This window comes from Flavobacterium beibuense (assembly GCF_004151245.1).
Lineage (GTDB): Bacteria > Bacteroidota > Bacteroidia > Flavobacteriales > Flavobacteriaceae > Flavobacterium > Flavobacterium beibuense_A.
On record NZ_JUIW01000007.1, the window covers coordinates 117,243 to 130,353 of the forward strand.

Genomic DNA, 13,111 nt, shown 5'->3' on the forward strand with positions numbered 1-13,111 from the left:
TTCATAATATGGAAATAAATTTAGTAAGTGACACGGTAACGAAGCCATCTCACGATATGTTGCAGCACATGTTTAGGGCGCGGGTAGGCGATGATGTTTATAAACAGGACCCTACCGTTAACGAACTGGAGCAATCCGTAGCCGATTTATTTGGCATGGAGGCAGCTTTATTTTTTCCTTCGGGCACTATGGCAAACCAAACAGCCATTAAACTACACACTAACCCCGGGGAGCAGGTAATATGCGATAAATATGCACACATATATAACTATGAAGGAGGAGGAGCATCGTTTAACAGCGGAGTATCGTGCAGGCTTATTGACGGCGACAGAGGTATGATAACTGCAGGGCAGGTGGCAGAAGCCATTAATCCGCCCGATTTTTACCATAGTCCGCTAACAAGCCTGGTTAGTTTAGAGAATACTACAAATAAAGGCGGTGGCGCCTGTTATGATATTGAGACCCTAGCGCAGATAAAAGAAGTTTGTGTTGCTCATAACCTTAAATACCATCTTGATGGTGCAAGGCTTTGGAATGCCCTTGTGGCAAGAAGACAGCACCCTAAGCAGTTTGGTGATTTGTTTGATACCATTTCGGTTTGCCTTAGCAAGGGACTTGGTGCTCCGGTGGGTTCTATACTGTTAGGTAGTAAGGAAGATATGAACAGGGCGCTGCGTGTAAGAAAGATATTAGGTGGCGGTATGCGCCAGGCAGGATATCTTGCTGCGGCAGGGCTTTATGCTTTACAGCACAACGTAGGCCGACTTGAGGAAGACCATAAAAAGGCAAAAGACATAGGTAATCTTTTGCAGCAATTACCGTGGGTTGAAAAAGTGGAGCCGGTAGAAACCAATATCCTTATTTTCTCTATAAAGCCACAGTACAGCGAAGCTACCCTTATGGAGAAGCTAAAACAAAAAAGCATTTTTATAAGCTCGCTGGGTAAAGGTAAGCTACGTATTGTAACCCATTTAGATTATAAAGGTGTAATGCACGACTATGTAATGGAGACATTGCAGAAGCTTACTTTGTAGTTTGGGGTTTCGGCTTTAGGTTGTCATTGCGAGGAGGAACGACGTGGCAATCTCGTCTTCTTTAGGTTATATTCTTTTACGTGAATAAACTACAAGTTCTTCATTAGTTTTATCATATAGAAAAAGCCTTCCAAAATAACAGCCGGAAAAGTAAAAGCTGTTTTTGCGATTAAGGTTTGCATCTGCAGGTTTTTGAGGATTTTGTTTAAATATCACGGTAGAACCTGTTATTTCAAAATCCTGATTGTTTGCTATAGGATCGCCTAAATAAGTCCCGGACTCATACAACCATGTTTCTTTGGTTCTATTAGGCATCCATATGTATCTGTCGGTTATTATGAGGAGGATTACAAAGCCTGCTATGTATAATTTTACTTTCTTTCTCATCTAACTCAAAGAAATTTCCAGGTTCATTATGTCACGTTTGATTTCGGGTATAACAAAGCCAAATTTCTTGAGACTTTCAGGGCTTTGTTTTAATACCGACTGATATTTTTCCTGATTAACAACAAAAACAATAACATACTCATTCTTTTTGGAAACAGTATTTAAATTAGTTTCGTTGAACTCTAAAAGTTCAGAGGGTTTGTTTAAATCGATAAAAACTACATCAAAGTCCGTTATTGGCGTAATGGTTTTTGAGTTGTCTTTAAACCAGCCGTAATCGTTAACTGAAGTAAACTCTGTTTTGCTCATTATATAAAGTTGTTTGCCGTAAATGTTCCATAACAACATCCTGAAGAGAAAGAGAGACATTGCGCCAAAAAATATAAATATTATAAACAAAGCAAATGGAGTTGCTATTCTTTGGCTAAAACCTATAATTGAAAGTAATGGTGCTAAAGCAAAAATCAGCAATATAAGCCTATAAAAAAAGTTAGCAGGTTTAACGGTAAGTTCAAGAAAGGTTTTATTATTTTTGGTTTCTATACGGTACATAGGTATGGTTTATTGGTTAAGCAAGTATAATATAAAAAGCGCGGATAATTAATCCGCGCTTTTTTTAAAATCTTTAATAATAGTTATTATTTAAACATGTCCATACCCGGTATGTTAGGCATGCCATCTTTAGCAACTGCACCAAGCTCGGCTTCGTTTACCGATGTTGCTTTTGCAATAGCCTTATTCATAACCAGTACCAGGTAATCTTCAAGTTGTTCTTTATCTTCTAACAGTTCATCTGCCACAGTAACCGATTTTATTTCGCGGTTAGCAGTAAGCGTAACTTTTAATAGTCCGTCGCTGCTTTGCTCATCTACCAGTACAGTGTCAAGCCTTTTTTTTGTTTCTTCCATTTTTTGCTGGGTCTCCTTAAGTTTACCCATCATACCCATAATATCTCCAAACATTGTTTTTTGTTTTTAATTAGTTCGCAAAAATATTAAAAAATGAAAATGTTTTACACCTCCTTAATCCTTCTTTAACGCTTACAGGCAGAAACAAGGTAGAGGTTAACAGTTTGTTCACACATATTGCTAAATGTGTTTTTGCATACTCTGCACTATAATATAGTTATTAACCGTTTATTGTGCAAACATTTTTTTGATTTTATAAAAATTATTACCTAAAAATATTAAATTGCGTAGTTATATGCTAATCATTTAAAAGAATGAAAAAACACTTACTTTTAAGTTGTGTTTGTGTTATTTTTGCATGCGACCAAACTAAAAAATCTAAAATGACAGAAACCGAGGCAGCACCCGTGGCTGCAATTAAACCTCATAAACTGGAAAAACACGGCGATGTTAGGATAGATAATTACTACTGGCTAAACGAGAGGGAAAACCCGGAGGTAATTGATTATCTTAATAAAGAGAATGAATATTACCAACATGCCACTGCCCATACCAAAGAGTTTCAAAAAGAGCTTTTTGAGGAAATGAAAGGCAGGATTAAGGAAGATGACTCTTCTGTCCCTTACCTGTATAACGGCTACTACTATATTACCCGTTATGAAAAAGGTAAAGATTACCCAATTTATGCCCGCAAAAAAGGAAGCCTTGATGCACCTGAGGAAATTATGTTCGACTGTAACAAGATGGCAGAAGGCCACAGTTACTTTCAGCTAAACGGAATAAACATAAGCGAAGACAATAAGTGGGCTGCTTTTGGTGTAGATACCGTTTCCAGAAGGCAATACACCATTCAGGTAAAAAACCTTGCTACAGGAGAGGTACTTCCGTTTAAAATAGAAAACACGACAGGCGGTTCTACATGGGCCGGCGATAATAAAACGCTTTTCTATACAAGAAAAGATGCTGTTACCCTTCGTTCGGAAAAGATCTACAAACATATAATGGGCAACGATACGGCTAAAGACGACCTTGTTTTTCATGAGAAAGACGATACCTTTAGCACTTTTGTTTATAAAGAGAAATCTAAAAAATATATTGTAATAGGTTCAAGCAGTACCCTTACCAGTGAGTACAGGATACTGGATGCCAAAAAACCTGATGGGGAATTTAAGATTTTCCAGAAAAGGACACGCGGTCTGGAATATGATATTAGCCACTATGGCGACAAGTTCTATATAGTTACCAATAAGGATAAGGCTACTAACTTTAAGCTTATGGTAACGCCTGAAGACAAGACCGGTATGGAGAACTGGGCCGACGTGCTTGAGCATCGTGAGGATGTACTTGTAGAAGGGATAGATATATTTAAAAACTATCTTGTGGTTAGCGAACGTTCTAACGGACTAAATAAAATACGCATCCGCCCGTGGAGTGGTGCAGATGAGTACTATCTTCCGTTTGATATAGAAACCTATACAGCTTATACTACTACCAATGTTGATTTTGATACCGATGTGCTGCGCTACGGATACCAGTCTATGGCTACGCCAAGTTCTGTTATCGACTTTAATATGAAAACCCGCGAAAAAACCGTTAGGAAAGAGCAGGAAGTATTAGGTGGTAAGTTTGATAAAAACAATTATGAGGAGAAAAGGGTATGGGCTACCGCACAGGATGGTACCAAAGTACCTATCTCTGTGGTGTACCGCAAAGGAATTAAGCAGGATGGCAGTAATCCGTTATTGTTATACGCTTATGGCTCTTATGGCGCCAGTATGGACCCGTATTTCTCATCCATAAGACTTAGTCTTTTAGACAGGGGCTTTATATATGCCATTGCCCACATAAGGGGCGGGGAAGACCTGGGTAGGGAATGGTATGAAAACGGTAAGCTTCTTAAAAAGAAAAATACATTTACAGACTTTATTGACTGCTCTACATATGTTATAGAGCAAAGATATACATCGCCGGAGCATTTATATGCCGAGGGCGGATCGGCAGGAGGGCTGCTTATGGGGGCTGTTGTAAATATGGCACCGCAGCTGTACCACGGAGTTATCGCACAGGTAGCTTTTGTGGATGTTGTTACCACTATGCTAGACGATTCTATCCCATTAACAACGGGAGAATATGACGAGTGGGGTAATCCGAATGAGAAAGAATATTATGATTACATGAAGTCGTATTCACCTTATGACAACGTAACGGCACAGGATTATCCTAACATGCTTGTTACAACGGGACTACACGACTCTCAGGTTCAGTATTGGGAGCCCGCCAAATGGGTAGCCAAATTAAGGGCAACAAAAACCGACAGCAATAAGCTGTATCTTGACACCAATATGGATGCAGGGCACGGCGGGGCTTCAGGAAGATTTGAAGCCTTAAAAGAGGTCGCCAAAGAGTATAGTTTTTTACTAGATTTGGAAGGAATTCAGGAGTAATTAAATTTTTTTTGTTAGATTTGCAAGGTTTTGAGGTCAATTAAACTTTGTATATAGTTTACCTTACTAACTTATTTTTTATGAAAGAAGAAATAAAAGCCTATAATAATGTATTGGAATTAATTGGGAATACACCACTAATTAAACTCAATAAAGTTACACAAGGGTTAAAAGGAAATTTTTACGCAAAAGTAGAGGCATTTAATCCGGGCCATTCAACTAAAGACAGGATTGCATTATACATCATTGAAGAAGCCGAGAGAAAAGGTATCCTTAAACCGGGAGACACTATTATCGAGACTACTTCGGGTAATACCGGCTTTAGTGTTGCTATGGTTAGCATTATTAAAGGTTATGACTGCATACTGGCAGTAAGCTCTAAATCATCAAGAGATAAAATTGATATGTTGCGCGCTATGGGAGCAAAAGTTTATGTTTGCCCGGCTAACGTATCTGCAGATGACCCTAGATCTTACTACAATGTTGCTAAAAGGCTTCACGAAGAAATTAAAGGGTCTGTTTACATTAACCAGTACTTTAACGACTTAAATGTAGACGCTCACTATAACTCTACAGGACCGGAGATATGGGAACAAACAAACGGTAAAATTACCCACCTTGTTGCCTGTAGCGGTACCGGAGGAACTATATCGGGTGCTGCCCGTTTCCTTAAGGAACAAAATCCAAACATCAAGATTCTAGGTGTTGATGCTTTTGGTTCGGTACTTAAAAAATACCACGAAACTAAAGAATTTGATAATGAGGAGATCTATCCTTACAGAATAGAAGGTTTAGGTAAAAACCTTATCCCAACTGCTACTGATTTTGACGTAATAGACAAATTCATTAAGGTATCTGACGAAGACAGTGCGCACACCGCAAGGCACATTGCAAAAACAGAAGGCCTTTTTGTTGGGTATACCAGCGGAGCTGCACTACAGGCTGTTAAGCAATATGCTGAAGCAGGCGAGTTTGATGAGAACAGCAACGTTATCATGATATTCCCTGATCACGGATCGCGCTATATGAGCAAAGTATTTAGTGATGAATGGATGAATGAGCAGGGCTTTTTTGACAGTGTTAATGTTGAAGAAACTCAAAAAATAGAATTTATTAAGTAATAGCTTAGTACCAAAAATATTAAAAAGCCATCCTTAACGGGATGGCTTTTTTTGTTGGATGCAGGTTATACGGATAATGCTATCCGGTATGTTGAGATTATGAGTAAAGCTTTGGTTTAAAAAAACCATCCCGGCTCAGGGGATGGTTTTCGAAGTGAATGAAAAGTAAGTATAAAAAGGTTAAAACGCAGCTACTCGGAATTCACCGCCTCCCTGACGCTTTAAATCCTGAGTTTTAGGGTTACCGTCAACAATCACGTTGCCGGAACCGCTTATTTTTCCTGTAATGGCTTTGTTGCAAACTATGTCGGCATTACCTGAACCCGATACGGTAACATTTACATTAGCGCATTCAAGTTTTTTAGCCTCCATGCTGCCTGAACCTATAACCTTACACTGAAAGTCCTGTACGGCGCCCGTAAGTGTAATAGTACCAGATCCCAGCACGCAGGCTTCGCTTTTTGCCGCATAAAGGTCAAGGTTTATACTGCCCGGCCCCTCTAACATAACCTTCATATTGGTTTTAAGTGTAGGGTTTGCAGTAATAGTACCCGATCCTTTTAGGTAAACTTCGTTTAGTGAGGTATAATAAGGTATTTTGATTTTTACCTTATTGTTTTTGTGTGCTTTAAAATTGATGCCCTTAGGTAACTGTATGGTAAGTGTTCTGTCGGTAACATCTGCTTTAACAAGGCTTACAATATTTTCACATCCTTCAAGGGTAATAGAGCCTGTAGTGCCCGATACTAGCTGTACCTCAAAAGGCCCGTCTACCCTAAGCGATGTAAATTCTGTAACTGTTCTTTGTTCTTTAACTTTTTTTCCGTTGCCATATATTGGCTCTTGTGCCTGTGCGGCACCGGTTAGCAGGGTGAATAGCCCTACTAACAATAATAACTGTTTTTTCATGATGATTGATTTTTTGATTGATGATGATGATGATTGATTGTCTTATAGTGTAAGACGATTTTGCTCCATAAAAGGTTGTTTTAGATTACTTACTTTTTTTAATTACTTCCTAAATTTATATTTCCGTATTCACAATTAATAGATACTTTATTAACTCCACTCTTCTTATAATACCCCTTATACTGGGCGCTGGTATTCTTTATGTTCTTTTGGGTAAAATTGAGCCCTCTTTGTTCGTTAAGGTTACCGTAGTTGAGTGAAAAATCAAAGTCAAAACTAAAGTTTTCGCTCATGTTTATGTTTACATTGGTGTATGTACTGTTTATAGTAATAAACTCGGCACTGGATGCAATGTTCTTGATGTCTACATTGCCATAATTTGAGCTGAGGTTGAGAGATTTGTTAATGGTACCAAAACGCAATCCTACATAATCCCCGTTGACGTTAATCCTGTCGGCCGATTTGATTTTTACATCACCATATTCGGCTTTAAGAGAAATATCTTTTACGTTATCAATACTGAAATTGGTATAAGAGCTTTTTGCATTAACCGTATTGGCCTTAGCAATGTTTACTCCGGAGTATTCACATTTAATATCAACATTATTGATATAGGTTATGCTACTGCCGTCGCAATATTCCATATTAATGTAGTTTGAACCGTTATTAAGTTCGCCCGCATTAATATTACCGTACTGGCATTTAAGCTGAGAGGCTCCGTTAATAGTACCCAGTGTTATGCCACCATACTGGTTTTTAAGCGTTATAGCGCCTTTACGCGGTATTTTGATGGTGTAGTTAATTTCTATACTGGTTCCTGATCCTGAACCCTCTATTTGGGTTTTGCATGCAACCAGGCTTTTAGTGGCATTTAGTGCTACATCAATACCGTTAAGCCTTTTGTTTACCTTATCTTCGCTATTGCCCGATACTTTTATAACAACATCTACACTGGTTTTGTTTTCGTCCCAGGTGGTAACATATATGTTTCCGTATTGGTTGTTTACTTCAAGTGCGGCATCGGCATTAACAAGGTATACCTTCTGTATTTTTTTCTCCTTGGTGTACTTCCCTTTAATTTCTCGTGTTACAAAACTGCAAAGAGGTATAATAAGGAGTACAGCCATCAATTTAAGTGGTAGCGTTTTCATGGTAGTCTTCTTTAATTTTTTTGATATTTTCTATACGGGTAAGCACATCTTCTAAAAACGAAATACGCGTTTGTAAATTGGTAATCATGGCATGTATAAGCTGTTTGCTTTCGCCTTTTTCTATTAGCTCCTGCGTAAGCTTATCATAGTCCTGCTCGAGTTTTTTCATCTGCACTAAGGCATCCTGTACAATCATTTGGGTTTCAGGGCTTTTTTCCTTTTCCACTTTGGCCAGTTCTTTTTCAATAATGGCGGCAAAGTAGGTCTGGGTTTCCTGTACCTTAGGCGATACCTTAGCTACCTGCTGATTGTTGTTACCGTTGGTATCTTCGTTGTACACATTAAAAATCCCGAACAATATAAGTACGGCAGCGGCAATAGGCAGCAGTATAAGAATAGGCGAATGCTTTTTCTTTTTACCGTCAAGCCTGTCTAAAAAACGCTGTTGGTGTCCCAGTACAGGCTCGTGGTTGTCCCACTGACCTTCCAGGCGTTTAAAGAGTTCGTTTAAATTTTTATCCTCGTTCATGGTGTTGTAATTTTTTAAGCAGACTTTCCTTAGCCCTGCTTATGGTTGTCCGGCAATTGCCGGGCGTTATCTGCATTATCTCACTTATCTCTTCATTATCGTACCCTTCTATAAAAAGCAGGGTTAGTACTAACCGGTAATTTTCGTTTAAAGACTGTATGGCACCCATTACCTGTTGCAGCTGCAGCTGCTGAAAATCCAGTTTTGCCTCTTCGCTGTCATCATTGTCTTCAAGCTTATATAACACATTATCTATCGGATCCATAGCACCCCGGTTAAGTTTCTTGTAGTTATCGAGGCTGTGATTAACTACAATCTTTTTAAGCCAGGCGCCAAAGGCTACTTCACCTTTAAACGAATCGAGCTTTGTAAAAGCTTTTAAGAACGACTCCTGCATTACATCTTCGGCCCAATGTTCATCCTTTACTATGCGAAGTGCAGTATTATACATGGCCCTATAATACATATTATAGACCTCAAACTGCGCATTACGGTTTCCCGCCCTGCATAGTGTTATCAGATGGTTGATATCAGTGGTTGTTCTTTCCAACTTTTGTTGCCCGGTTTATTATAATGACTGATAGCTTTTTAAATTGTTACAGTTGGCCAAAAAAAATATCACCTTAAAAGTACTGTTTTTTATTGAGGGCTTATTTTTCCTGTTAATTTTAGATTGCGGCTAATTTGATTTTCCCTTATATTTACAGGGTAATCATCTCAAATTTATACCATGAAGAAAATTATTGTAGTGGCTGCATTGTTTGCGGCTAATTTTTTAAGTGCACAGGCATTTAACGGAAAAGGAGATACTAAACTGCAAATAGGGGCCACACTTCAGGATGGTGGAAGCGGTATAGCCGGCACTGTAGATTTTGGTCTTGGCGATAATCTTTCTTTTGGTTTTCAGGCAGGTTATATGCTGGGTGCCGATGAGATACTGGGGGAAAAAGCCGATTTTGTAGACAGGGTAGATGCTAAAGTACGCCTTAATGCTAACCTAAGCGATGTTATAGGTTTAGAGCAGCTTGATATTTATCCGGGGCTTAATTTAGGCATCCATAATTTTGGAGCTCATTTAGGTTTCCGTTATTTCTTTACTGACGGATTTGGACTTTACACTGAATCATCTATACCAATTGCGACTTACAAAAGCAGTCCGGAAGGATTTGACAAGTACAACAACCAGTTTGTATGGCAAATAGGGGCTTCGTTTAATTTATAAAAACAACTAACTATAATAAAAGGCAGTCTATTTGGCTGCCTTTTTTATGATAATTGAATTAATGAAGAAAATTGTATTAATTTACTCTCTAATAGTCTATTTAATTGCCTTTGTAGTTTCTTTCACTACGATGTTTCAAAAGATCTATTTTGAAGGCATGTTTTTCCTTTTGTATAGTTCATTGGGTCTATTTTGTATTTATAATTTATACTATAAAAGACTAATGAGATTTTCTTTATCGGTTTTAATAATTACTAACTTATTTCAATCGGTTAGTTTTTTATTAGGAGGGGTTAATTATAACTTTATATTAGGAAGCCAGTTATCGTTGAAGATTTTTAGATACGATGATTTAAAGCTTTCCTTTAATTTTTTTCCCTATCGATTAGAAGCGATATTTGAGTCGGTAAATACAGAAAGTTTTTCTTTCGAAATAAATGTTGTACAGTTAATCCTAACACTGTTTTTTGTGTCCTGTATTTCAAAATATGACAAAGAAATGAAGGGAAATAGTATACAAGATTAATATGAAGAACAAAATTATCTTAATTACAGCTTTAATGTTTTTTGCCTGTGGTAAAAAAGAAGATATGATATTGCCTGAAGCAAAAATAGGGGATACTACTAATAAAGCAGCTGATAGTATTGTATTAAAGCAAATACGTTCTTTTAACGAATATTCTTTAGACTCTATTGTTGAGGTGATTTATGGAAAGAATTTAGTTCAAAAAGCCATTATAGATAAAGACTCTATTAAACTATATAAACCATTAGTAGATTTGTTTGGCACTCAGGGATTAAAGAGTATATATTATAAGTTCTCGCCTGATGATAAATTAATGTTTGGAAAGGGATGGGTTCCCGGAAGAATTAATAAATTGATTTTTGAAAATAATGCCGCTGCAGCAAAGTCTTATTCAAAGTTCATGGATGATTTTCTTCATCATAAATATGAAAATGAAGGCTTTTTTGAATTTAAAGCAGGAATGATATGTTTTATTGATGCTAATACTATTTATCTGATACCTGTTATAGATTCCTGCGGAGACCGAAAGAATATAAATGCAATTTGGAATATTATAAAGGACAGTGTTGTGGCTCCGTCTTCAAAAGGTATAAAAATGTATTGTGCTTTAGATGAATATGAAATTATTGAGTAGTTACCTTAGATTAATTAGGATCATATGAAGTATAATTATAAAAAGAATGTCCTTGTTAAGCTATTCTATATAGTTTGTGTAATTAGTTTAGTTTCGTGTAGGGATGAGGAGAGCAGTAACTACGACCTCAAAATTTTATCAAGAGGACCGGGAACTTGTGTCAATTTATTATTATATAACAAATCTGGTGAAGGTAAACTAATCAGAGGGAGGACTAAGGATTTTTATAAATCTGATTTTAATGGTTTTGATAGGATTGATATTGATACTGTATTTAAAATCAAATTTGTTGAAGATTTAAATGCTATTAATAAAAAGCTTGATAGTATTGAAGGTATTGATTTGGTGACCGGGAAATTTGCACATGATGGTAAACACACTGAAATTTATATCAATAATCAGAAGAAAATAGATGTCTACGGCTTTAGAAATGAAGAGTTAACTTATTTTTATCTAAAGTTTTTTAATTCTCTGCCTTATGATATTAATACATTTTGTGAGAGTGATCAGCTAGACTAATTTTAATTAGTAAGAATTATACACTAGAGCTCACGTAGAATTCCTTTTGCATAAATGATAGATATATGAAAAAAACATATGACGAAGAAGCAAAAAAGCTTGCTAATGCAATTGATATAGCGCTGGATGCTTTTGAACAATATCCTGTTAAAGGTCTTACTCCTGATCAAAGGAATATGATGATAAATTCGTACTTAGAGTTTAGACATTCTGCTTTAAATCCGTTACCGCAATATAAAAAACTTGCAAGTTTGAAATACCTGATTACTGATGTATTCATCTATTTTAATGAGGCTACGGGAGATACTGTAGAGTATTTTTGGAAACAGATACATCTAAATAATTTAGATTATCAAAGAGAGAATAAGCTTTTAAAAATTTTAAAGAGACAAAAAATTAAAGACAGGATTGAATATGAGTATGTAACTGATATAATGGTTCATTATCACCAACAAGGGTTAATTAGTGACGAAGAATTACTTCAAATACAAAAAATGATTGAAGCATTCGAAAATAAAAGAATCGTTTAAAGTACTATTTGTTCTTTTTCATCAATTAAAAAATCTGTAAAACAGCACTATCACTAAAAAGCTAGCCAGGTTTACCAAAGCTATTGCTTTTAGGCCTGCAAAATTTCTATTCTTAATTGTATTAAATACCCAGTATACCAAGGCTACCAAAATAATAAGGAGTGAAGGTATAGTGAACAGCTCCAGTAAAAATGAATAAACCGTAGTATTTGCGCTATTGGTTAAGTTTAAAATAAACATCACTACAAAATAAAGCAGGGCGGCAATACTGGCTATGTATATAATTTTTTTAAATTCTTCTTTCATGTTTATTTCTTTAAGGTTATAGGGTGTGATTTAAATAAAGGATGAAATATACATAAAAAGCTGCCCAAAGAGCAGCTTTTTATGTTATGAAAACAGGATAATTATTATTCCTGCATTGTATGATACACGTTCATTACGTCGTCGTCTTCCTCAATTTTTTCAAGAAGCTTTTCAACGTCAGCCTGTTGTTCTTCGGTAAGTTCTTTTGTTACCTGAGGAATCCTGTCAAATCCTGATGAAAGGATTTCAAGGCCACGGCTTTCAAGTTCTTTTTGTATAGCACCAAAACTTTCAAAAGGGGCATACATCATGATACCGTCTTCGTCAGCAAAAATTTCTTCAACGCCAAAGTCGATCATTTCAAGCTCAAGCTCTTCTACATCCTGACCTTCTGCCGGAATACGGAAGTTACAGGTATGGTCGAACATAAACTCTACCGAACCCTGAGTACCCATAGTACCGTTACATTTATTAAAATAACTGCGTATGTTAGCTACTGTACGGTTATTGTTATCGGTAGCTGTTTCTATAAGGATAGCGATACCGTGTGGTGCATAGCCTTCAAACAATACCTCTTTAAAGTTAGCGGTATCTTTGTCACTTGCTTTTTTAATTGCCCTTTCAACATTGTCTTTAGGCATGTTTGCCGCTTTGGCATTTTGTATAACTGCTCTTAAACGTGCATTGGTTTCCGGGTTAGGGCCACCTTCCTTAACGGCAATTACTATATCTTTTCCAATTCTTGTAAACGTTTTGGCCATTGCCGACCAACGTTTCATTTTTCTGGCTTTTCTAAATTCAAACGCTCTTCCCATATATTATTTTATTTGGAGGAACAAAAATAAACTTATTCGGTGTTTTTCCAAAATCTAAATGGAACAGTTTTACAAA

General features: G+C 36.7%; 15 protein-coding genes. 7 read left to right on the top strand and 8 right to left on the bottom strand.

Annotated features, from left to right (window positions below; translation table 11 throughout):
- Positions 1–8: 8 nt before the first annotated feature.
- Positions 9–1,034 (top strand): threonine aldolase family protein, encoded by a 1,026-nt coding sequence (locus NU09_RS10920; protein WP_129751329.1) that lies wholly within the window; start codon positions 9–11, stop codon positions 1,032–1,034.
- A 66-nt stretch (positions 1,035–1,100) separates the two neighbouring features.
- Here the strand turns inward: NU09_RS10920 and NU09_RS10925 are convergent, their stop codons facing one another.
- The 3 genes from NU09_RS10925 to NU09_RS10935 all read right to left on the bottom strand — a co-directional run bounded on the left by NU09_RS10925 (position 1,101) and on the right by NU09_RS10935 (position 2,383).
- Positions 1,101–1,421, bottom strand: a complete 321-nt coding sequence (locus NU09_RS10925; RefSeq protein ID WP_129751330.1) for a hypothetical protein — start codon at positions 1,419–1,421, stop codon at positions 1,101–1,103.
- Complete coding sequence (locus NU09_RS10930) at positions 1,422–1,973, bottom strand: hypothetical protein (RefSeq protein WP_129751331.1); 552 nt, start codon at positions 1,971–1,973, stop codon at positions 1,422–1,424.
- A gap of 86 nt (positions 1,974–2,059) precedes the next feature.
- Positions 2,060–2,383 carry a YbaB/EbfC family nucleoid-associated protein gene (locus NU09_RS10935; RefSeq protein ID WP_129751332.1) on the bottom strand — a complete coding sequence of 108 codons (324 nt, stop codon included), beginning with the start codon at positions 2,381–2,383 and terminating at the stop codon, positions 2,060–2,062.
- Positions 2,384–2,643: 260 nt separating this feature from the next.
- Between NU09_RS10935 and NU09_RS10940 the strand changes: the two genes are divergently transcribed.
- Both NU09_RS10940 and NU09_RS10945 read left to right on the top strand, forming a co-directional pair.
- Entirely contained in the window at positions 2,644–4,773 is a 2,130-nt protein-coding gene (locus NU09_RS10940; RefSeq protein WP_129751333.1) for a S9 family peptidase, read from the top strand.
- A gap of 80 nt (positions 4,774–4,853) precedes the next feature.
- Positions 4,854–5,894 (top strand): PLP-dependent cysteine synthase family protein, encoded by a 1,041-nt coding sequence (locus tag NU09_RS10945; protein ID WP_129751334.1) that lies wholly within the window; start codon positions 4,854–4,856, stop codon positions 5,892–5,894.
- Positions 5,895–6,074: 180 nt separating this feature from the next.
- Here the strand turns inward: NU09_RS10945 and NU09_RS10950 are convergent, their stop codons facing one another.
- From NU09_RS10950 to NU09_RS10965, 4 genes are all read right to left on the bottom strand, one after another.
- A complete protein-coding gene (locus NU09_RS10950; protein WP_129751335.1) occupies positions 6,075–6,803 on the bottom strand; it encodes a head GIN domain-containing protein in 729 nt (242 codons plus the stop codon).
- Positions 6,804–6,901: 98 nt separating this feature from the next.
- Complete coding sequence (locus NU09_RS10955) at positions 6,902–7,954, bottom strand: hypothetical protein (protein WP_129751336.1); 1,053 nt, start codon at positions 7,952–7,954, stop codon at positions 6,902–6,904.
- A complete protein-coding gene (locus NU09_RS10960; protein ID WP_129751337.1) occupies positions 7,935–8,483 on the bottom strand; it encodes a hypothetical protein in 549 nt (182 codons plus the stop codon). The genes NU09_RS10955 and NU09_RS10960 overlap by 20 nt, the downstream gene beginning before the upstream one ends.
- The gene (locus NU09_RS10965) at positions 8,470–9,033 is read right to left on the bottom strand and encodes an RNA polymerase sigma factor (RefSeq protein WP_129751338.1); all 564 of its coding nucleotides are present in this window, start codon (positions 9,031–9,033) and stop codon (positions 8,470–8,472) included. Before NU09_RS10965 ends, NU09_RS10960 begins: the two co-directional genes overlap by 14 nt.
- A gap of 180 nt (positions 9,034–9,213) precedes the next feature.
- Here NU09_RS10965 and NU09_RS10970 point away from each other — a divergent pair, with 180 nt between their 5' ends.
- The 4 genes from NU09_RS10970 (at position 9,214) to NU09_RS10985 (ending at position 11,914) form a co-directional block, all read left to right on the top strand.
- On the top strand, positions 9,214–9,705 hold the full coding sequence (locus tag NU09_RS10970) for a DUF6646 family protein (protein WP_129751339.1): 492 nt from the start codon (positions 9,214–9,216) through the stop codon (positions 9,703–9,705).
- A gap of 527 nt (positions 9,706–10,232) precedes the next feature.
- Positions 10,233–10,865, top strand: coding sequence for a hypothetical protein (locus NU09_RS10975; protein ID WP_129751340.1), 633 nt, complete (start codon positions 10,233–10,235; stop codon positions 10,863–10,865).
- 24 nt (positions 10,866–10,889) lie between these two features.
- Complete coding sequence (locus tag NU09_RS10980) at positions 10,890–11,384, top strand: hypothetical protein (protein ID WP_129751341.1); 495 nt, start codon at positions 10,890–10,892, stop codon at positions 11,382–11,384.
- A gap of 65 nt (positions 11,385–11,449) precedes the next feature.
- Positions 11,450–11,914, top strand: a complete 465-nt coding sequence (locus NU09_RS10985; protein ID WP_129751342.1) for a hypothetical protein — start codon at positions 11,450–11,452, stop codon at positions 11,912–11,914.
- A gap of 410 nt (positions 11,915–12,324) precedes the next feature.
- On the opposite strand, the gene NU09_RS10990 is transcribed toward NU09_RS10985, so the two are convergent.
- The gene (locus NU09_RS10990) at positions 12,325–13,035 is read right to left on the bottom strand and encodes a YebC/PmpR family DNA-binding transcriptional regulator (protein ID WP_129751343.1); all 711 of its coding nucleotides are present in this window, start codon (positions 13,033–13,035) and stop codon (positions 12,325–12,327) included.
- Positions 13,036–13,111 lie beyond the last annotated feature (76 nt).

Bases quoted from the DNA above. Each gene is read 5' to 3' on its own strand.
- NU09_RS10985 (WP_129751342.1), top strand. From the start codon at position 11,450: ATGAAAAAAACATATGACGAAGAAGCAAAAAAGCTTGCTAATGCAATT.
- NU09_RS10930 (WP_129751331.1), bottom strand. From the start codon at position 1,973: ATGTACCGTATAGAAACCAAAAATAATAAAACCTTTCTTGAACTTACC.
- NU09_RS10925 (WP_129751330.1), bottom strand. From the start codon at position 1,421: ATGAGAAAGAAAGTAAAATTATACATAGCAGGCTTTGTAATCCTCCTC.
- NU09_RS10935 (WP_129751332.1), bottom strand. From the start codon at position 2,383: ATGTTTGGAGATATTATGGGTATGATGGGTAAACTTAAGGAGACCCAG.
- NU09_RS10940 (WP_129751333.1), top strand. From the start codon at position 2,644: ATGAAAAAACACTTACTTTTAAGTTGTGTTTGTGTTATTTTTGCATGC.
- NU09_RS10980 (WP_129751341.1), top strand. From the start codon at position 10,890: ATGAAGTATAATTATAAAAAGAATGTCCTTGTTAAGCTATTCTATATA.
- NU09_RS10955 (WP_129751336.1), bottom strand. From the start codon at position 7,954: ATGAAAACGCTACCACTTAAATTGATGGCTGTACTCCTTATTATACCT.
- NU09_RS10970 (WP_129751339.1), top strand. From the start codon at position 9,214: ATGAAGAAAATTATTGTAGTGGCTGCATTGTTTGCGGCTAATTTTTTA.
- NU09_RS10990 (WP_129751343.1), bottom strand. From the start codon at position 13,035: ATGGGAAGAGCGTTTGAATTTAGAAAAGCCAGAAAAATGAAACGTTGG.
- NU09_RS10945 (WP_129751334.1), top strand. From the start codon at position 4,854: ATGAAAGAAGAAATAAAAGCCTATAATAATGTATTGGAATTAATTGGG.
- NU09_RS10950 (WP_129751335.1), bottom strand. From the start codon at position 6,803: ATGAAAAAACAGTTATTATTGTTAGTAGGGCTATTCACCCTGCTAACC.
- NU09_RS10920 (WP_129751329.1), top strand. From the start codon at position 9: ATGGAAATAAATTTAGTAAGTGACACGGTAACGAAGCCATCTCACGAT.
- NU09_RS10975 (WP_129751340.1), top strand. From the start codon at position 10,233: ATGAAGAACAAAATTATCTTAATTACAGCTTTAATGTTTTTTGCCTGT.
- NU09_RS10960 (WP_129751337.1), bottom strand. From the start codon at position 8,483: ATGAACGAGGATAAAAATTTAAACGAACTCTTTAAACGCCTGGAAGGT.